The sequence below is a fragment of the Pedococcus sp. P2_F6 genome (assembly GCF_056403675.1).
The window spans coordinates 777511-796266 of record NZ_JBFUEZ010000001.1 but is presented as its reverse complement, the minus strand read 5'-3'; the positions used below and the strand labels follow the sequence as shown (position 1 = coordinate 796266).

Sequence of the window (18756 nt, the reverse complement as noted above, 5' to 3'; positions counted from 1 at the left end):
CTGGGCGGTCATGCGCCGTGCCTGCAGCGCCTTCTCGCGACCGTGACGTAACCGACGGTCTGTCGGCTCGTTGATTGAGCAGTAGCGAAGTCCTAGGGGGAAGGTTGGGGCCCATGGTTGAGCATGAATCGCCAGTACGGCCGGGTGTGGCTGTGTGGAGCTGGGGCGGGGATTCGCTGTCAAACACCCGTAAATGACGGCAACTGTCCGTTCTTTGGGCTCAACGCAGGTGGGACCGCATCTGGGACCCGGTCACGTTTCTGCCCTTTACCGCTTGGGTAGGTACCCGTGGTCGAGGCGCTGGGTCCAGCAGGGGGCCCCACGAGGCGTCGGCGACACCACGGCCCGGACGCAGGGGATGCACGACGCCCGGGTCGTGGTCCATCTCTGGGAGCGGGGTTGAGGCTTGTGACGTCATCCCCCCTGCCCACGGGTGATCAGGAACAGGCCGGCGGAGATCAGGACAGCGAGGCCGACGCAGCGGAGCGCGAACTTCGCTTGCGCCTTCGACGTCGGCGCGAGATCAGACACCTGCAGGGCAATCAGTGCCAAGCCGGAGGCCACTGCCGCCATGCCCACCGTGAGGGCGATCGCCAGTCCCAGGTGGTTGGTGAACAGCCACTCCGAGAATGCGGTGTGAACGTCCATGATGGCGACGGACCAGAACGCAATGGTGGCAACCGTGGCGATCGCGGCTATTGCCGCCGCCGATCGAGCGACACTCGGGCTGAGCGAGAATCCACTTCTGGTCATGAGCTGAACCACCCTCCGACTATCCCGGTGGGTGCGGGTGGTCGCTGGTCTGCGGGCGGGGTCTCCCGCTGTGAGTAGGACATGATGGATCCTTCTTCAGGGCCGCCGGGTGGTAACCGATAGGTAGAGCTTCAGCTCCGCGAACTTGCCGGCGGGATAGGGGCCGTCGATGAAGCCGTAACCGAACGCCTCGTCGGGAAAGTCACTTCCGGCGTCGGCGTACACCAGGCGCCGTGAGGTGAAATCGCGAACTGTGATGGTGCTCTTGGCTGCTCGACCGCCCCAGGTGCCGGACGGATCGTGCCAGGAAGACACCTCGGCCTTCGCTGGTGCAGGGCCCCAGAGCCGCATGGTGACACTGATGTTGGCAGTACTCCGTGCAGCCCCGGCCTGCACGCTCCGCACGCAGGCGACGGTCTGCTGTGGCAGTGGCGGGTTGTCGACCTGAGACATCGGCCCGGTCTGGCGCCACCGCGTGACCATGCCGCGAGGCCACAGCTCGCGGCTCAACAGGCGGTAGCCAGGCGGTGTTCTGGCAATCAGCGACTTCGTCATCGGACGGTCGAGATCAGACCCGAGAGGGCACACATGGACGATGCTGACGATGGCCCCGGACGCCTGCGACACGGCGACCTGTGTGCGGACGACCGATCGGACCCGGACGGTGGTCGCGGCATCTGCTGGCGTGGCGCCAACGCCCATTGCGGCACTGAGGGTCAGTGCTGTGGCGAATGCGCCTTTCGCCGAACGCCGATGGGTCCGACTGCGCACCTGCTTCATGGCATCTCCTACGGGTCTTCACTGTCCTGCAATGGTGTTGGCCTCTCACCATCTCGCCACCCCTCAGCAGGTGTCGTCAGCCTCAGGGCCCGTGGTCGTCGTGCGCTGGGCTACGGCTGTGGACTGGAGGACCACGTCGGCATCCGGGCCATCGCCGCCGCCATGGCCTTAGTTCAGGATGACCAGTCCGACGGCCAGAAGCGCGGTGGCGATGGTGACAAGGACCGACAGGAGAAACGCGACCGACGACATCGGAGAAGCGACGCTTCCGGTCGGGCGAGCATTCATGGCGGCGAGCGAAGAGCGCCACGCGGCAATGGCCAGACCAAGTGTGACGCAGATCCCGAGCAGCATGAAGTCGCTGTCAAACATCCGGCGGGTCACAGGCGACTCGGGGACCAAGCCACGCTCTATGGCTGTTGCCAAGACATACGGAAAGATCGCCAGTGCAAGGAGGAGAGCTGCACGTCGGACGTGACGTGTGGAGTTTCTCGGCGGCGTACCGGTCATGTCACCTTTTCCCGTCCGGGCCGGCAGGTGCGAGTGCAGGAGCCATTCCATCGCCGATGGATCTTGTCCGGCGGCGGACGGGACGGGGTTGGCACCCGGCCCGGGTTCAGCATCGCCACGCCCAGCTAACGCTACGCGCGAGGAGGACCCCGCGCATGTCCCCGACCGACCCGGCAGGGATCATGAGCCAGGCGCCCTCACTTCGAAGTCGGCCCGGTGAATGCTCACCAGGGACGCACTTCCTTTGTCCGCGAGCGGGGTGGGATCGTCGCTGGTGTGAAACCTTTCCGGCCGCTCGTGGGTCGTTTGGTCATGAGAGGCATGATCCAGCGGGGGGTGAATGTCCCGGCACCTCACCGGGTCGTGGCGGCTGGGCTGATGGTGGTGGGGGCTTTGGCAGGGTGCGCGGGGGATGCCACTGACGGGGCCCCGCAGCCCGTGATTCCGACGTGGGCCAGCGACACCACGACGAGCGGCCGGTCCTCCGTTGCGCACCTGGCCATCGAGCCAGGCACCTACCGAATTCCGGCCTCGCCGTGGTCGGTTGCGGACTACACGGTGACGTTCCGGGACGGCTGGGCGGTGCAGTACGGCCACATCTTCAGCAAGCACGCCGACCAGGACAACGAGTTCGGGTTCTATGCCGTCGTGGTCGACGAGATCTTCACCGACCCGTGTCAGGGCGAAGGTGTCCCCATGGCCGTCGGCTCCGGTGTCGGGGACCTCGTCACGGCGCTGATGGAGCAGCCCGGCCCGACCAAGGAGGGCCCTGTGACCGGCACCTTGGCGGGCTACCCCGCCACGCGGATCGAGCTCGAGATCCCACAGAGCCTTGACCTGGCGAAGTGTCGCTTGGCCCAGGACGACGTCATGGGTCTTCAGGTCTGGAAGAGCAGGCGTGCGGACAAGTACTTCGTGCTCCTTCCCGGCCAACGCGTGAGCGTGCACGTCGTCGAGGTGCACGGCAGCCGGCAGGTGTTCCTGGTCGAGACGGGCCCAGGTATGTCCGACACAGACCAGGCCGACCTGAAGGCCGCCCTCGACTCGATCCGCATCGAGGGGTAGATCCACCATGAGTGCGGGGACTGGAGAACCACTCGTGGCCCACGAGGTCCACAGTGAGTCCGACCGCGTGCGCGTGGTGTTCGAGGCGTCGTACCGGCGCCTGGTGGGTCAGCTGTATGGCGTGTGCCGCGACCTCACCGAGGCGGAGGAAGTCGTCGCCGAGGCCTTTGCACGCGCGGTGCAGCACCGACGCACCTTCGCCCGTCTGGACAACCCGGAGGCGTGGCTGCGCACGGTCGCCGTCAACGTCAGCCGCACCCGTGCGCACCGACGCAGGCTGCTCGGCGACCGCGAGCGAGCGCAGGTCGCGCGACACCCAGTGATGGAGGACGACCGGTTGGCGCTCATGGCTGCCCTCCGGACGCTGCCCGCCATCCAGAGGGAGGCCATCGCGCTGCACTACCTGGCCGACCTCCCTGTCCAGGCGGTCGCCGAGGCCACCGGCGTCCCCGTCAGCACCGTGAAGACCCGGCTGCGCCGGGGACGCGCTGCACTCGCCCTGCTGCTCGCCGACCTTCCCGACCCCCGTCAGGAGGAGGCGCCCCATGCCTGACCTCGACCGGCTCCTGCGCTCTGACATGTCCCGCGCTGCGGCCCAGGCTGCACAGCCGCCCGACTTCTCGGCCATCGAGCAGCGCGGGGCCCAGCGACACCGGACCCGCACCGTGATCTCCGCTGCCGCTGCCTGCGCGCTCCTCGTCCTGGCCATGCTCGGAACGTCTTTCGTGGGCGGGCTCGATCGCACCGCTCCGCAGCCGGCCAAGGACCCGATCCCCCGGCCCACCGGGGATGCGCTGGCGAAGCACTGGACCCCGCTTCGCCCGGACACCTCGAGGCGGGTCACTGCGAGGCAGTCCCAGATCGATGAAGCAGATTCCACCTATGGTGGGATTGACATCCGCGAGGTCAACTCGGGAGACCCTTCGCATTCATTGTCCTGGGGGATCAAGCTCCGGGAGACACCGCCCTTGGCGTCAACCCTTGACCCCGCGAGCCGCGTGATCGAACACGGCTTCGTCTTCGACACCGATCGTGATGGAGCCGCTGACTGCCAGATCGGTATCAATACCGACGCCCCGAAACCCGGGCAGCTGCGAGTGTGGGTCAAGAACCTGACGACCGGCGTCACCGACGAGCGGGTCGGCGGGCCCTACGGCTTTCCGTTCGACTTCTTCCATCCCAGCGAGCCGGCGAACGAGTCCCGGCGAGACGTGAGCATCTTCTTCTTGACAGGTGCAGACAAAGCCTGTGTCTTTCCCAACGCAACGGGTTTCTACGCGTACGCGTCCGTGACCGAGAACAGGCTGGTCACGGAGTGGGACTACGCACCGAACGACGCCTGGCTCGAATTGACCGACTGACCGCCCCGTTCCTCGAACACGGTGACCTGCAGGTCGATCATGTCCACCTGCCGGGGGTTGGAGATCTCCAGGGTGGCTCGGCCAACGTCCAGGATGGTCACCTTCTCGCCCTCGTCTCCGTGGACCTGGAGCTCCACCGTGCCGCCCAGTGCGTCGTCGGGGCTTGTTGCCGGGGCCTGGTGTTGGGGCTTGGTGTCGGGGTCTGGTCGGGGTCTGGGCAGATGGGGGTTGCCGAGACCATCCTCCCGCGGGACCCTTGAGCCGGTCCTGAGGTGGCTTGAAGGGTGCGCTGGACCTCGCCCTTTCGGGCGGTCGCCGCCTGCGTGACGGAGCAGACTGGGGAGCGGGGTGGAGCGCGGGACGACGGTGCGACTCCGAGTGCTCGGCGAGCTCGCGGCCACGCGCGACGGCGTGGTCGTGGACCTCGGTGGGCGGCGCCAGCGCGCCGTCCTCGCCGCGCTGGTGATCTGGCGAGACCAGGTCGTCTCAGCCGAGCGACTCACGCGTTGCGTCTGGGGGGACAACCCACCTTCGAACCCGGCTGGAGCACTCCAGTCCTACGTCAGTCACCTCCGGCGCTGCCTCCAGCCCGAGGCCGTGGCCCGGCAGCGCGACGGCGTCATCGCCAGTGAAGCGGCCGGCTACGTCCTGCGGCTCGCGCCCGGCTCCGTCGACGCGTGGTGCTTCGAACGAGCCCTGGACTCCGCGGCAGGGCTCGCGCCGGCCGAGGCGATGCGCTCGCTGGACGACGCCCTCCGGCTGTGGCGCGGTCCGGCGTATGCCGAGTACCTGGGCGAGCCCTGGGTCGAAGCCGAAGCCCTGCGCCTCACCGAGTTGTATGCCGTGGCGCGCGAGCGGCGGCTCGAGACCAGACTGCAGCTGGGAGACGCCGCCGTCGTCATCGGTGAGCTCGAGGCACTGGTCGCCGAGGACCCCCTCAGGGAGGAGCGCTGGCGACTCCTGGCGCTTGCTCTCTACCGCGCCCAGCGGCAGGCGGGGGCCTTGGCGGCGTTGCGCAGGGCACGCCAGACCCTGGCCGAGGAGCTGGGCGTGGACCCGGGGCCCGCGCTTCGAGCGCTCGAGGCCGAGGTGCTCGCCCAGTCTCCGGCCCTTGACGGACCGGTGCCGAGGATCGGGGTCGAGCTCCATGGGGGGGAGCAGCCCCCAGAGGAGCAGCGCCCGGGGGACCGGAGTGTCAGAGAGCAGCCCGCGGGGGAGCTGGGCGTGCGGGAGACGTCCCCTGACACGGGTTCAACGTCCGACCTCGTCGACAGAGCACGGGAGCTCGCGTCCTTGCGGCGGATGGTGGACGAGGTGGCCGACGCCAGACCCGGTTGCGTGCTCGTCGAGGGCCCGGCCGGCATCGGCAAGTCACGGCTCCTCGTCGAGGCAGTGCGTCTCGCGACGTCGGCGGGCCTCCGCGTGCTCTCTGCCCGGGGCAGCCAGCTCGAGCGATCCTTTGGCTTCGGTGCGGTGCGCCAGCTGTTCGATCCCTGCACCGGCGACCCCGGGGCACGCGACCGGCTGCTCGCCGGCGCCGCCTCGGTTGCGAAGCCGGTCTTCGACGAGGTGGCAGGAGACGAGACCGCGAACAACGGCAGCTTCGCCGTCCTCCACGGCCTCTACTGGCTCACCGTGAACCTTGCCAACGAAGGGCCGGTGGTGATCTGCGTCGATGACATCCAGTGGTGCGACAGCGCTTCGCTCCGCTACCTCGCGTACCTCGTCAAGCGGCTCGAAGGGCTCCCTGTCCTCGTCGTCCTGGCCATGCGCACGGGCGAACAGCATCCTGACGACGCGCTCTTGGCGGACCTCGCCCTGGACTCGTCGGTCACCGTGCTCCGGCCCTCACCGCTTTCCCCGGAAGCGGCTGCCACCCTCGTCCGGGCGCGGCTGGGCGAAGGCGCCGACCCCTTCGTCGAGGCATGCCACCGCATGACCTCGGGCAACCCACTGCTGCTGCGCCAGCTGCTGCGCGCCCTGGCGGACGAGGGGGTCCGGCCCGATGTCTCCCACGTCGACACGGTCCGGGCAGTCGGCTCTCGTGCGGTCTCCGCTCTGGTGACCTTGCGGCTGCGCAGGATGCCTCCCACGGTGACGGCCTCTGCGCGTGCCGTTGCCGTGCTGGGCGAGGCCGCTGGCCTGCCGACCGTGGCCGCGTTGGCCCAGCTGCCCGAGGACGAGGTAGCGGCTGCCCTGGACACCCTGAGCCGGAGCGAGATCCTCACCGATGACGGGCACCTGACCTTCGTCCATCCGTTGGTGCGTGACGCGATCTACGACGACCTCCCAGCCGGCGAGCGTGCGTTGCACCACGACCGTGCCGCGCAAGTCCTCCGGACGCTGGGCGCGACACCCGAGCAGGTGGCGGTCCACCTGCTGCGGGCACCGCATCGAGGCAGCGCCGCAACCGTGCAGCTGTTGCGGAGCGCGGCCGGCACGGCGATCTCGCGGGGTGCCGCCGATGCAGCTGTCGGGCTGCTCAGGCGGGCGCTGGAGGAGCCGGTGTCCGGACCCGATCGTGCCGCCGTGCTCGTCGAGCTCGGACGCGTCGAAACCCAGGTCGATGGTCCCGCCGGTGTGTCGCACCTGTGCGATGCGTACACCGCCCTGGACGAGCCGCACGAGCGCGCGCTCCTGGCAATGGACATCGCCCGTACCCACGTGTTCGTCTCCCCACCCGGGGTCGCCACCTCGTTCGCGCGCGCAGCGAGCGCAGCCCTTCCTGACCGGCTCGACGACGAGCGGCAGGGACTGCTCGCGCTGCAGCGCATCACCGGCTTCATGCACGGGCTCCCCGCTGACGCCTACCGAGCAGGACCTGTCCCTGAGGTGTCAGGGGAGGGCGACGGTGCCCGGATGCTTGCCGCGACCCTGTCCTACGAGCTGCTGCGTGAGGGCGAGGACAGGGCGGGTGCGGTCCGGCTGGCCCGCTTCGCCCTCGACGAGGACCGCCTCCTGGCGGTCGACAACGGACTGCTCTGGATCGTGGCCGCCAACGTCCTGATGCTGGCAGACGACGAGCTGGGGGACTTCTGGGACCGTGCCCTCGCCCGAGCTCACGCGACGGGCGGACTGTTCGCCGCACTCTCGGTGAACCTGTGGCGAGGCTTCGCCCAGTGGCGTCGCGGCCAGCTCGACGACGCGGTGCAGTCGCTGACCGATGCCGTCGAGCAGCAGCGCGTCTGGGGGATCTCCGAGGCCACGTCGACGTATGCCGCGGCCTTCACCCTCGGGGTCCTGACCGACCTCGGCGACCTGGACGCGGCCGCGTCGAGTCTGGAAGACGCACGCCGACTCCCCTGGGTAGGTGAGGGCGGAAGGCTGATGCGAGAAGCCACGGCTCGACTGCTCCTCGAGCAGGGCCGACCATCCGATGCCCTCGGCGAGCTGGCCGCCTCGGCCGACAGCCCTCCGGTCGCCAACCCGGCCTGGGGTCCGTGGCGTGGGCTCGCGGCACGGGCCCTCCATGCCCTCGGGCGCCGCGACGAGGCGATGGTCCTGGCTCAGGAGGAGGTCGACCTCCTGCGCCGCTGGGGTGCGCCGACAGCCCTCGGCCCGTCCCTGCGACTCCTGGGTGACCTGCGACGGGCTGACGGGGCCGAGCACCTCCGAGAGGCAGTCGAGGTGCTCTCGGGGACCTCCTCGGTCTTGGAAGAGGCTCGCGCACAGCTCGCTCTCGGACGATGTCAGGCGGTCGCCCACGAGGAGGCGGTGCCCCTCCTGAAGGCCGCACTCGCAACTGCCCGCGCCTGTGGGGCCGCAGGGGTTGTCCGTGACGCTGTCTCGGCTCTCGTCGAGAGGGGAGAGAGCGCCGCCGAGGTGGATGACGTCCCCGTGGGGATCACGAGCCGCCAGCGGCGTGTCACGGACCTGGTCGCGTCGGGGCTCGACGTCAACGAGGTCGCCCAGCGGCTGTTCCTGACACCCGGGACGGTGCGAGCCGTGCTCGAGTCAGTGCAGGGAGCCCGGCGATGATCCGTCGACGAGCCTCAGGGTCCCGGCTCAAGTTGCCCTCAAGTCGTCCTTGTCATGCTGGTACGCCCCGATCGTGAGGAATCCCGTGGTGCCCGAGTCCGCGTCCCCCGCACCGTCCCGCTCTCCGTCCGGAGCGGAGCTCCTGCGAGGCCTGTGCGGTGGCGCGGTGCACCTGCGCGGGGACGCGGCATACGACGAGGCACGTATGCCGTGGAACCTCCAGGCTGACTCCCACCCTGCTGCCGTGGCCTATCCGGCGTTTCCCCAAGAGGTGGCAACGGTGCTGCGCGCGGCCGCGTCGGCGGGCCTCAAGGTCGCACCCCAGGGCACCGGCCATGGCGCACCTCCGCTCGCCGGCCACCTCGGTGACGCCGTCCTCTTGCGAACCACCGCCATGACCGAGCTCCGCGTCGACGCCGGCCGACGCACCGCGCGGGTCGGTGCCGGCGTGCTCTGGGGCGACGTCGTGGAGCGAGCCGGCCGCGTCGACCTCGCAGCACTGCACACGTCGAGCCCCGGCGTCGGTGTCGTCGGGTCGTCGCTCGGGGGCGGCCTGAGCTGGTACGCCCGCCAGCACGGGCTCCAGTGCAGCGCGATCACAGCTGTCGAGCTGGTGACGGCAGACGGCACGTTCGTGCGAGCGACGGACGAGGTCGACAGTGACCTCCTGTGGGCGGCACGCGGCGGAGGTGGCGGCTTCGGTGTCGTTACCGCGCTCGAGTTCGACCTGCTTCCCGTGAGCACGGTGTATGCCGGCCTGCTCGCCTGGGACTGGACCCACGCCCAGCGAGTGCTCACGGCGTGGGGCTCGTGGGCCGCGGAGGCGCCGGACACGGTGACCAGTGTCGCGCGGCTCTTCCAGGCGCCCGACCTGCCGTGGCTTCCCGCCGACGTCCGCGGACGCACGCTCGTGATGATCGACGCCGTCGTCCTTGAGGGGCGCGAAGCGGCCACGCAGGTGCTCGCCCCGCTGCGCGCCCTCGACGCGGAGATCGACACCTTCAGCGAGTGTCCAGCAGCCTCGGTGGCACAGCTCCAGCTCGATCCGCTCGCGCCGACTGCCGTCTACGCCAACAGCGTCCTGCTCGACGCGCTGCCCGAGCGAGCCGTCGAGGCGCTGGTTGCGACGGCGGGCCACGGGTCGGGGTCGGACCTGCTCTTCGTCGAGCTGCGCCAGCTCGGGGGAGCGGTGGGTCGGACGGCGTCGCGTGCGGGGGCGCTGGACCGCATGGACGGCTCGGTCCTGGTCCTCTGTGTCGGCCTCGACCAGGGAGCGGGGTGGGCGGCGGTGCGCGAGGACGCGAGCCGCGTGACGGAGGCCCTCCAGCCGTGGGCGACGGGCTCGGCATACCTGCTGATGGCTGACGCGGACGTCGACGAACAGCGCGGCTGGCCGGCCAACTCGTGGCGGCGACTCGTCGACATCAGGGGGGCGGCGGACCCCGAGGGGCTGTTCGTCTCGCCTCGCCCAGGCTCCCAGCCCGGCTGAGGGACGCCGCCTCAAGCGGACGCCAAGTTCGTCTCAAGGCACCGGGTTCACGGTGGTGCTCCACCACCACACCGAAAGACCCGGAGGAATCATGACCATCGCCGAATCGCCCGCCGCGCTCGAACGCCCTGTGCCCTTCGCAGAGCTGAGCGCACGGACGCAGGGAATCGTCGCCGTCCCCGGAGACGAGGAGTACGACGCCCTCGTCTCGCCGTGGAACGTGGCGGTCCCTGTCAGGCCAGCAGCCGTCCTGGCCGCGGAGACCGACCGGGACGTCGTCGAGGCGGTCCGCTTCGCGGCACGCAACGGCCTGCGCGTGACACCACAGGCCACCGGACACGGCCCGATGGCCGAGCTCGTCACCGAGCTGCTCGTCACGACCAAGCGACTGGACGAGGTCGTCGTCCACCCCGAGGGCTGGGCGCGGGTCGGCGCCGGCGTGAAGTGGCTCCGCGTCGTCGAAGCCGCCGCGCCCCATGGACTTGCGCCGCTGTCCGGCTCCATCACCGACGTGGGCATCGTCGGCTACACCACGGGCGGTGGCCTCGGGCCGATGGCGCGGACCTACGGGCTGGCGATCGACAAGGTTCGCGCCATCGAGGTCGTGACTGGCGACGGCGTCCTGCGCCGGGTCACGCCCACGGACCACCCTGAACTGTTCTTTGCCCTTCGAGGCGGCAAGGGGATGCTGGGCATCGTCACGGCGATCGAGTTCGACCTCGTGCACCAGCCGATGTTCTACGGCGGCTCGCTGTGGTTCGACGGCGGGGATGCTCCGTCAGTGATCGAGCGGTGGCGGGACTGGTCTGACGGCCTCCCTGAGCTGGGCACCACCTCCTTCGCGTTGTTCCAGCTGCCGGACATGCCAGGCGTCCCCCCGCAGCTCGCCGACCGTCTCTCCTTGTCCGTGCGCTACGTGTGGACCGGCGATGCCGAGGAGGGAGAGCGCCGCTTCGCTGCGATGCGTGATGCGGCTCCGGTGATCCTCGACGATGTGGCCCACAAGCCATACACCGCAATCGACTCCGTGCACACGGACCCACTGGACCCCACACCGGCGTACGAGGCGGCGGCCGTCCTCACGGAGTTCCCTCAGGATGCCGTCGACGCTCTGCTTGAACTGACGGGAACTGGTGCGGCCTCGCCGCAGGTGCTCGTCGAGGTGCGCCAGATGGGCGGTGCGATCGCCCGGGGTGGCGAGCACCCCAGTGCCTTCGCGTCGCGTGAGGTTGCCTACTCGCTCCTGATCGTCGGGATCGCTGAGATCCCCGGAGTGCAGGACCACGCGGCGGCGATCCTGGCGGCGATGCGTCCGTGGACCGGCGGCTATCGGCTGCCGAACTTCACCTTCACCCCCGAGGAGTACGCCGACGCCTACGACGAGGTGACGATCGCGCGGCTGCGAAGGGCGATCCGGTCCTACGACCCAGCCGGGGTGATGGCCATCGGTGGTGTGCTGAGCTGACAGGTGTCGTCGTGGCCCCCGAGCCAGGGGGCCACGAGTCTGTCCTGTCGCTGCGCTCAGCTGGAGGCGGTCGACGTAATGGTGGTGCGCTGACGCAGGATGGCGACGCCCATGCTGGCCATGAACACGAAGAATGCGATGAATCCGATGCTGGAGATGCCTTCGAAGACGCTCGACACGGGCGCGAGGAGCCCCAGCCATCCGGCGAGCACCCCGACCAGGATGCCCAGCCATCCGATCCATCGGGGCAGGGCGCGCGTCGTCAGGATCGCCGCGGAGAACAGTGGCACCACCACTCCCCAGCCCAGGAAGTTTCCTGCGCTGTTGGTGACGAGGGCGGTCGCCGCGAAGGTGTCGAAAGTGGCTGCCAGCGTTGCCTGCGACGCCGCGTCGGCGTCGGAGTAGGCCGGAACCAGCTCGTACGCCATCGAGATGGGCAGAAGGTGCGACACGGTGACCAACGTCAGCCCAACGGCTCCGAGGACGGGTCCGAGCAGCATGACCCTGCCGGCGTCCCGCAGGACGTCGTAGAACCCCACCCAGGCAACGATGCCGAGGAAGCCCATGAGGATGATGAGCCAGGCTCCGACGTAGAAGAGTCCGCCGGCCGCGTCGACGTCCGCGATCCACTGGAGGCCAGGCTCTCCGGTCTCGGGAATCAGGACCTCGACCCCGCTGGAGGCCATGGAGACGCCGCCCACGAGGAAGCAGGCCACCAGCGCGAGGGCGCACACGCCCCCGACCCTTGACAGACGCAACACCTTGATCATGACGGTGCCCCCGATCGGCCCCTCAGCTCTGAGGGTCCTCCCGGGCCGGCCGACCGTCAATGACCCCATTGGACCCTCATCATGCGGTGACCACCGCGGTGTCGCCCATGGCCCGCTTGTGGCCGGAACCAGCGCTGCAGCGCACCCGACTACGAATGGGCTGCTCGGGCTGGGTCCCAGGAGGTGATTCGGGCGTAACCTCAGGTGAGACGTTGCATACGCTTGTCTGCTGCGATCAGCGGCGGGCCCTTTCGAAGGGAGCGGCTACGTCGCCGCAGGGAACAGACCAAGTCGACACCCCGGTCGAGGGTGCGGGTGCTGAACGCAGCGCGGATGGCTTGCGTCGGACCCACAACGGGTACCGGCACGAGGCGTTCTTCTGGTCGGGTGACGACCAGTTCCTGGCTGGGACGGTCCCCTTCGTCACGCAGGGCATCGACGCGTGCCAGCCGGTCATGGTCGCGGTCGTCCGCTCTCACATCGAGCTTCTGCGCGACGCCCTCGGTGTCCAGGCGGACCAGGTCGAGTTCTACGACATGGTTCAGCTCGGGGCGAACCCGGCGCGCATCATTCCGGCGTGGCAGCGCTTCACCGACGCGCACCCGGGGCAACCGGTGCGGGGCATCGGTGAGCCGATCTGGCACGGCCGCAGGCTCGCCGAGCTCGCCGAGTGCCAGATGCACGAGGCGCTGCTCAACATGGCCGTCGACACGGACACCCCGTTGTGGCTGATGTGCCCCTATGACATGGGCACGCTTCCGGATGAGGTGCTGGCAGAGGCTCACCGCTCCCACCCGGTCGTCGTCGACATCGAGACGCATCGTGGGAGCACCACCTACGGCGGAGCCCACCACGTCGTGACGATGTTCGAGACCGACCTCCGAGCCGTCGAGGTCGCGGTTTCCCACCGAGTCTTCGGTAGCGATGACCTCGCTGCGGTCCGCGCCGACGTCCGGGCGTGTGCCTCCTCGGTGGGCCTGACCGACGAGCGCATCGACGACCTTGCCCTCGCTGTGCACGAAGTCGCCCTCAACAGTGCCTTGTACGGCCATGGTGCGAGCGAGCTGCGCATCTGGGAGGAGGACGAGGCACTGGTCTGCGAGGTGCGCGGCCCTGGCCACATCGCCGACCCGATGATCGGACGACGCCTGCCGCCGTGGGGGGAGCAGCACGGACGCGGTCTGTGGATCGCCAACCAGCTGTGCGACCTCGTCCAGGTCCGCTCCGGCGAGGGCGGCACGACGGTCCGGATCCACACCTGGCTCTGAGGGCGTTCGTCCGTCAGGAGGGAGCGGTGGGCAGCGTCGCCGTGACGACGGTCCCGGCCCCTTCGGACCGCGGGCTGATGGTGGTCGTGCCCCCGTGTGCCGTGACGATGGCGTCGACGATGGCCAGGCCAAGGCCATGCCCTCGGCCTGGCCGCGACGTGGCGTCCCTGCTGAACGGATCAAAGGCACGCATCCGCAGGTCCTCGGCAATGCCGGGACCACTGTCGCTCACCTTGATGGTCACCCGGTGCGGCTCGCCCGAGGCATCGAGGCACACGTCCGTGCCGCCGTGCCTGAGCGCGTTGTCGACGAGGTTGCCCAATGCCTGCTCGAGTCGGACAGCATCTCCACAGATCGTCAGCGACCCATCGGCATGCACCTCGATGCGTCGTCCCTCTGCGGCTGCCCGCGTCGAGAAGCGTTTTGCCACGTCGCGCACCAGCTCGCCGAGGTCCACGTCGGACAACTCGAGCGACAGCGGCGAGCTGTCTGTCGCGGCTACGGTGAGCAGACCCTCGGAGAGTGCGGTGAGCCGCGACACCTCTTCGTTCGCTGAGATGAGGGCTGTGACGAGCTCGTCGCGAGAGCGTGGCCGCGACAGCGCAAGGTCGAGTTCGACGCGCAGGAGCGACAGTGGTGTGCGCAGTTCGTGGCTGGCCTCCGCGACGAAGTGGCGCTGCTGCCGCACTGCGGCGTCGAGCCGGTCGAGCATGCCGTTCAGGGTCGAGCCGAGTCGGTGGATCTCGTCGTGGGCGGCCGGCAGCGGCAGCCTCGAGCCTGCGGAGGTCGAGGAGATCTCGGCCGCCCTGCGTCGCATGCGCTCGACGGGACGCAGGGCCGAACCCGCCACCAGGTATCCCAGGCCCGACGCGAGGATGAGCGCCAACGGTCCACCGACCAGGAGCTGTGACTGGATCCCGCCCAGGGCGTCCTCGGTCTGGGCCTGCGAGGTGCCGACGACCAGAACCTGGTCCGAGACCCGGCGCACGAGAAGCAGGCTCCCCTCCGGGTCCTCCTCGCCGACGACTCGGACAGGGCGGTCGATTTCCCGGTCGATGCTGGTCGAGTGCGCAGCATCGGCTGCGCTCAACACAGCACCCGATACTTGCGGTGAGGAGGCCACCAACCGTCCTTCCGGCGTCGCGATCTGCGCGAAGAACTCACCCGTCATGGAGGTGGCGGCCTGGGCGCGACCAGGCCACGGGACGCGAGCGAGCGCGTCCAGCTGGGTGGCCATCGCCCCACGGCTCTGCTGCGTCAGGGTGTCGTCCACGCGAACGTAGACGAACGTGCCGAGAGCCGCGAGGGCGAACGCGGTCGCAACGGCGAAGGAGGCCGCCACCCGGATGCGGATGGGCAGGCGGCTCACGGCCTTCATCGTCCCGAGCGGTCCAGCCGGTATCCCACGCCTCGGACCGTCTGCAGGGACGCGTGGCCGAACGGGCGGTCGATCTTCTGGCGCAGGTACCGGACGTAGACATCGACGACGTTGGAGTGACCGTCGTGTGCGACATCCCAGACGAGGTCACGAAGCTGGTCCCGGGTGAGCACGCGCCCCGGTCGGCGCATGAAGGCCTCGAGGAGGGCGAACTCGCGCGAGGAGAGTAGGACGGACTCGCCTCCACGGCATACCTGTCGCGTCGCCGGGTCGAGCGTGAGGTCACCCACGACGAGCTGGGTGGGGCGCGGCACTGGTCCTCGCCGCGCGAGCGCGCGCAAGCGCGCCAGCAGCTCCACCAGGGCGAAAGGCTTGGTCAGGTAGTCGTCGGCTCCCACGTCCAGGCCGCGGATGCGATCACGCACCGCGGTCCGCGCGGTCAGCATCAGGACCGGTGCCCAGTTGTTGGCGCGGCGCAGTCGACGGCACACCTCGAAGCCGTCGATGTCGGGCAGCATCACGTCCAGGAGCACGGCGTCGAACTCACCGGAGACGGCTGCGTCGACCGCCGCCCCGCCCGTCCGCGTCACCTCGACGACGTGGCCGTTCTCGCCCAGCCCCCGCCGGAGCAGCTGGGCCATCTTCGGCTCGTCCTCCACGAGCAGCAGGTGCACTCCTCCATGGTAGGCAGCCACGTGAGACCCCGATGAGAGCTCATCGCCACCTCATCTCGCCGACCTAGCCTGGGAGAACCGGAAGGAGACCCGACATGGATGTTCGGATGACGAAGCGGCGGGCGATTGCCCTCGTCGGAACCCTTGGCCTGGTGGCCGTTCTCGGTGCCGGCGCCGCCGTCGCAACCGGCGGGGACGACAAGGCTGCGGACCGGCCCATCACCGGTGGGGCCCTCCGGCAGGCGAGCCAGGCCGCTCTCACCGAGACCGGTGGTGGCCGCGTGACCGAGACGGAGGTGGGCGATGAGGAGAGCCTGTATGAGGTGGAGGTCACCTTGGGCGATGGCACCCAGGTGGATGTCCAGCTCGACGAGCAGTTCCACGTCGTGGGTAGCAGGACAGACCGCGAGAACGGGTAACCAGCGCACACTCCCGACCATCCGGGCGCGGTCCGTGGCGGCTGCAGTCGCCACCGTCGCTGCATTGTCTCTCGCCGCGGGAGGATGCTCCGGATCCACAGGGTCCGGCCGGTCCACAGGGTCCACGGGATCGACCGGGTCCACGGGTTCCGCCGGGCCCGCGTCGGTCACGCTGCCTCAGGGTGGCCAGATCGTCTCGATGCAGCCGTCAGAATTCACGACGGTGATCGACAACCCCTACTGGCCGATGGAACCAGGCACTCGGTGGACCTACGACGAGGTCGACGACGAGGGTCGCGCCCTCACGGTCGCCGTGACCGTCACCAGCCTCACGCGCACCGTGGCGAACGGTGTCACCGCGCGGGTGGTGCGCGACACGGTCACCGCCAAGGAGGGGCTCGTGGAGGACACGTTCGACTACTACGCACAGCATCGGGACGGCACCATCTGGTACCTGGGCGAGGACACTGCGGAGTTCGAGGACGGCAAGGTCGCCTCCAGAGAGGGGTCCTTCGAAGCAGGGGTCGACGGTGCGCTGGCTGGGGTGGTGATGCCCGGCAGGCCCGAGGTCGGGATGAAGTACCGGCAGGAGTTCTTCAAGGGGCAGGCCGAGGACAACGGCCAGGTCCTCAGCGTCAGCGAGTTCGCCGAGGTGCCGGCGGGCAAGTTCGGTGCCGTGCTGCTGACCCGCGACACCATCACCATTCAACCCGACGTCCTCGAGTACAAGTTCTACGCGAAAGGCGTCGGGCCGGTCATGACGCTGGGGGTTTCCGGTGGGGGAGGTCGGGAAGTACTCAGGCAGAGGTCGACGGTGTCGGCGCAGGTGGCCAAGGCCGCCGGAACCGTCCCGCTCGGACAGGTCTACGGCTGACCGGCAGGAAGGCTGACGCGGGGACCTGCCGTTCGGCCCGCCCCCGCGTCCCGGTCACATGCCGGGGATCTCCATGAACTTCTGCGTCGAGATCGTCCCGCCTGCTGCGGAGTGCGGGTGTCCTTCGAGGAGCCCGTCCAGCTGCTCTTGCGAGTCGGCGTCGATGACCGAGTAGCCCGACACCTGCACGTCGGCGTCGCCCTCGTTCACCAAGGGCGACCCCATGTCGACGAGCTTGTCCCCGACGCGCTCGCCCCAGCTCATCCATTCCTGCATCCCGGCCGCTGCCTGGTCGGGTGGGATGTCAGCCATCTGAGCGCGCATGGCGCTGGTGGTGTTGTAGAAGACCATGTACTTCGACACGACTACTCCTTCGAGGGTTTCAGGTCGGCACCGGTCGGCGCCCGCCCAACCTCGATCCTCCATCGTCGAAGCATCGTCCGCAGCAGAATTCGGCGGGAGTTTCGCCGACGGATGCGCGTCCGAAGGCGTGGTCCTCACCAAGTACGGGCGACTGGGCCTCAGGGTCTGCTCAGGGGGCCACTGGCACGGTTCACCCCATGACGACGCTTGCAACAGACCAACGCCGTGCCATGCTCAACAAGGTCCCCGAGGTCACGGTGTACTTCTGGATCATCAAGATCCTGTGCACCACGGTCGGGGAGAGCTTCGCGGACTACATCAACGAGACCCTCGGCTTCGGCCTGGGCAGGACGACCCTGGTCTTCTCCGTCGCGCTCATCGCCGTACTCGTCGCGCAGTTCCGGCTCCGCCAGTACGTGCCTTCGGTCTACTGGCTGGCAGTGGTGCTCATCAGCGTCGTGGGGACCCTCCTGACGGACAACCTCACCGACGGGGTCGGCGTCCCACTGTGGATCAGCACGACGGTGTTCGCCGTGGTCCTCGGCGTGGTCTTCGCGATCTGGTACGCCCGGGAGCGCACCCTCTCCATCCACTCCATCGTCACGACCCCCCGTGAGGCCTTCTACTGGCTCACCGTTCTCGTGACCTTCGCGCTGGGCACCGCCGCCGGCGACTGGACCCTGGAGCTGACCGGCTGGTCGGCCGGACCCTCGGTCCTGCTGCCGCTGGGGCTGATCGCGGCTGTGTTCGGGGCGTGGAAGCTCGGAGCCGGGCCGGTGCTGTGCTTCTGGCTGGCCTACATCCTGACCCGTCCGTTGGGCGCGAACATCGGTGACTTCCTGGCCTCTGGCCGAGATGAGGGCGGCGCGGGGCTGGGCACCCTGGGCACGAGCGTCCTGTTCCTTGGAACCATCCTCGCCGTCGTGGTCTACCTCAGCGTCACCCACAAGGACCGCATCGAGCGGACGGCCGTTCGCGCCGAGCTCGAAGCCGCCGCGGTGGGCGACCGACGGGGCTGAACCGACGGGGCTGAACCGACAGGGCTGCACCGACAGGCCTGCACCGACAGGGCTGGTTGACAGGAATGACCGTGGAGCGACGGCGGGCGAGGGTCTTGGTGGTCACTGACAGTGCCAAACCCTCGCCCGCGGTGCTGCGCGCCGTTGCCGCGCGGGCGGCCAGGGGCGACGTCCAGTTTCGGCTCGTGGTGCTGAACCCGGCACGCGCGGAGGTCAACCTGCTGCGCCCGGAGCGTCACGACAAGGCGTTCGAGGCCGAGTGCGTCCTGCTGGAGTCGTTGCCGGCGCTCGAGGCTGTCGCGGGCGCCAGGGTCATCGGTTCGGTGTCCGTCCGTCACGATCCGGTCGAGGCCATCGAGGAGACCGTCCTCAGCGAACCCGTCGACGAGATCGTGCTCGCGCTGCCTGCACATGGGTCCAGGTCGTGGCTGCACTCAGACCTGGCACGACGCCTGAGGCGCTTCGGCATTCCGGTGACGGAGCTGTCATGACCGGACTGCCCCCGGGCACAGAACGGCTGCGGTGAGGGCGACAACCCGTTGCCACCGTCGTTCGTCTTCAGGGTATGGAACGCGGGCGACTGACCAGAA

At 69.2% G+C, this 18756-nt stretch carries 19 protein-coding genes; 11 read left to right on the top strand and 8 right to left on the bottom strand.

Annotated features, from left to right (window positions below; all coding sequences use genetic code 11):
• Positions 1-414 precede the first annotated feature (414 nt).
• The 3 genes from AC1DWP_RS03805 to AC1DWP_RS03795 form a co-directional block, all read right to left on the bottom strand.
• Positions 415-753 carry a hypothetical protein gene (locus AC1DWP_RS03805; protein ID WP_477613112.1) on the bottom strand — a complete coding sequence of 113 codons (339 nt, stop codon included), beginning with the start codon at positions 751-753 and terminating at the stop codon, positions 415-417.
• Positions 754-849: 96 nt separating this feature from the next.
• Positions 850-1533: a hypothetical protein gene (locus AC1DWP_RS03800; protein ID WP_477613111.1), complete on the bottom strand. Its 684-nt coding sequence runs from the start codon at positions 1531-1533 to the stop codon at positions 850-852.
• A gap of 168 nt (positions 1534-1701) precedes the next feature.
• On the bottom strand, positions 1702-2094 hold the full coding sequence (locus AC1DWP_RS03795; RefSeq protein ID WP_477613110.1) for a hypothetical protein: 393 nt from the start codon (positions 2092-2094) through the stop codon (positions 1702-1704).
• Between the two features lie 387 nt (positions 2095-2481).
• Between AC1DWP_RS03795 and AC1DWP_RS03790 the strand changes: the two genes are divergently transcribed.
• From AC1DWP_RS03790 to AC1DWP_RS03780, 3 genes are all read left to right on the top strand, one after another.
• Positions 2482-3108, top strand: coding sequence for a hypothetical protein (locus AC1DWP_RS03790; protein WP_477613109.1), 627 nt, complete (start codon positions 2482-2484; stop codon positions 3106-3108).
• Positions 3109-3115: 7 nt separating this feature from the next.
• The gene (locus AC1DWP_RS03785) at positions 3116-3661 is read left to right on the top strand and encodes an RNA polymerase sigma factor (protein ID WP_477613108.1); all 546 of its coding nucleotides are present in this window, start codon (positions 3116-3118) and stop codon (positions 3659-3661) included.
• A 112-nt stretch (positions 3662-3773) separates the two neighbouring features.
• The gene (locus AC1DWP_RS03780; protein ID WP_477613107.1) at positions 3774-4469 is read left to right on the top strand and encodes a hypothetical protein; all 696 of its coding nucleotides are present in this window, start codon (positions 3774-3776) and stop codon (positions 4467-4469) included.
• Here AC1DWP_RS03780 and AC1DWP_RS03775 read toward each other — a convergent pair.
• Positions 4430-4570 (bottom strand): hypothetical protein, encoded by a 141-nt coding sequence (locus AC1DWP_RS03775; protein ID WP_477613106.1) that lies wholly within the window; start codon positions 4568-4570, stop codon positions 4430-4432. The genes AC1DWP_RS03780 and AC1DWP_RS03775 overlap by 40 nt on opposite strands.
• Positions 4571-4817: 247 nt before the next feature.
• On the opposite strand from AC1DWP_RS03775, the gene AC1DWP_RS03770 reads away from it, so the two are divergent.
• The 3 genes from AC1DWP_RS03770 (at position 4818) to AC1DWP_RS03760 (ending at position 11401) form a co-directional block, all read left to right on the top strand.
• Entirely contained in the window at positions 4818-8447 is a 3630-nt protein-coding gene (locus tag AC1DWP_RS03770) for a BTAD domain-containing putative transcriptional regulator (RefSeq protein WP_477613105.1), read from the top strand.
• Positions 8448-8520: 73 nt separating this feature from the next.
• Positions 8521-9936 carry an FAD-binding oxidoreductase gene (locus tag AC1DWP_RS03765; RefSeq protein WP_477613104.1) on the top strand — a complete coding sequence of 472 codons (1416 nt, stop codon included), beginning with the start codon at positions 8521-8523 and terminating at the stop codon, positions 9934-9936.
• 91 nt (positions 9937-10027) lie between these two features.
• Positions 10028-11401 (top strand): FAD-binding oxidoreductase, encoded by a 1374-nt coding sequence (locus AC1DWP_RS03760; protein WP_477613103.1) that lies wholly within the window; start codon positions 10028-10030, stop codon positions 11399-11401.
• A 56-nt stretch (positions 11402-11457) separates the two neighbouring features.
• On the opposite strand, the gene AC1DWP_RS03755 is transcribed toward AC1DWP_RS03760, so the two are convergent.
• Positions 11458-12135, bottom strand: a complete 678-nt coding sequence (locus AC1DWP_RS03755) for a DUF4386 family protein (protein ID WP_477613102.1) — start codon at positions 12133-12135, stop codon at positions 11458-11460.
• A gap of 374 nt (positions 12136-12509) precedes the next feature.
• Between AC1DWP_RS03755 and AC1DWP_RS03750 the strand changes: the two genes are divergently transcribed.
• Positions 12510-13439, top strand: coding sequence for an anti-sigma factor RsbA family regulatory protein (locus AC1DWP_RS03750; protein WP_477613101.1), 930 nt, complete (start codon positions 12510-12512; stop codon positions 13437-13439).
• A 13-nt stretch (positions 13440-13452) separates the two neighbouring features.
• On the opposite strand, the gene AC1DWP_RS03745 is transcribed toward AC1DWP_RS03750, so the two are convergent.
• Positions 13453-14808, bottom strand: a complete 1356-nt coding sequence (locus AC1DWP_RS03745; RefSeq protein WP_477613100.1) for a sensor histidine kinase — start codon at positions 14806-14808, stop codon at positions 13453-13455.
• A gap of 5 nt (positions 14809-14813) precedes the next feature.
• Complete coding sequence (locus AC1DWP_RS03740; protein ID WP_477613099.1) at positions 14814-15512, bottom strand: response regulator transcription factor; 699 nt, start codon at positions 15510-15512, stop codon at positions 14814-14816.
• Between the two features lie 86 nt (positions 15513-15598).
• Here AC1DWP_RS03740 and AC1DWP_RS03735 point away from each other — a divergent pair, with 86 nt between their 5' ends.
• Together AC1DWP_RS03735 and AC1DWP_RS03730 are read left to right on the top strand one after the other, a co-directional pair.
• Complete coding sequence (locus tag AC1DWP_RS03735) at positions 15599-15910, top strand: PepSY domain-containing protein (RefSeq protein WP_477613098.1); 312 nt, start codon at positions 15599-15601, stop codon at positions 15908-15910.
• Between the two features lie 223 nt (positions 15911-16133).
• Positions 16134-16784, top strand: a complete 651-nt coding sequence (locus AC1DWP_RS03730; protein WP_477613097.1) for a hypothetical protein — start codon at positions 16134-16136, stop codon at positions 16782-16784.
• Between the two features lie 54 nt (positions 16785-16838).
• Here AC1DWP_RS03730 and AC1DWP_RS03725 read toward each other — a convergent pair whose 3' ends face one another.
• Positions 16839-17147, bottom strand: a complete 309-nt coding sequence (locus AC1DWP_RS03725) for a hypothetical protein (protein ID WP_477613096.1) — start codon at positions 17145-17147, stop codon at positions 16839-16841.
• 197 nt (positions 17148-17344) lie between these two features.
• Here AC1DWP_RS03725 and AC1DWP_RS03720 point away from each other — a divergent pair, with 197 nt between their 5' ends.
• Positions 17345-18166 carry a COG4705 family protein gene (locus AC1DWP_RS03720; protein WP_477613095.1) on the top strand — a complete coding sequence of 274 codons (822 nt, stop codon included), beginning with the start codon at positions 17345-17347 and terminating at the stop codon, positions 18164-18166.
• A 98-nt stretch (positions 18167-18264) separates the two neighbouring features.
• Positions 18265-18657: a hypothetical protein gene (locus AC1DWP_RS03715; RefSeq protein WP_477613094.1), complete on the top strand. Its 393-nt coding sequence runs from the start codon at positions 18265-18267 to the stop codon at positions 18655-18657.
• Positions 18658-18756: the final 99 nt, after the last annotated feature.

Excerpts from the sequence above, each read along its gene's own strand:
- AC1DWP_RS03805 (WP_477613112.1), bottom strand. The coding sequence starts at position 753 with ATGACCAGAAGTGGATTCTCGCTCAGCCCGAGTGTCGCTCGATCGGCG.
- AC1DWP_RS03800 (WP_477613111.1), bottom strand. The coding sequence starts at position 1,533 with ATGAAGCAGGTGCGCAGTCGGACCCATCGGCGTTCGGCGAAAGGCGCA.
- AC1DWP_RS03795 (WP_477613110.1), bottom strand. The coding sequence starts at position 2,094 with ATGGAATGGCTCCTGCACTCGCACCTGCCGGCCCGGACGGGAAAAGGT.
- AC1DWP_RS03785 (WP_477613108.1), top strand. The coding sequence starts at position 3,116 with ATGAGTGCGGGGACTGGAGAACCACTCGTGGCCCACGAGGTCCACAGT.
- AC1DWP_RS03760 (WP_477613103.1), top strand. The coding sequence starts at position 10,028 with ATGACCATCGCCGAATCGCCCGCCGCGCTCGAACGCCCTGTGCCCTTC.
- AC1DWP_RS03735 (WP_477613098.1), top strand. The coding sequence starts at position 15,599 with ATGACGAAGCGGCGGGCGATTGCCCTCGTCGGAACCCTTGGCCTGGTG.
- AC1DWP_RS03720 (WP_477613095.1), top strand. The coding sequence starts at position 17,345 with ATGACGACGCTTGCAACAGACCAACGCCGTGCCATGCTCAACAAGGTC.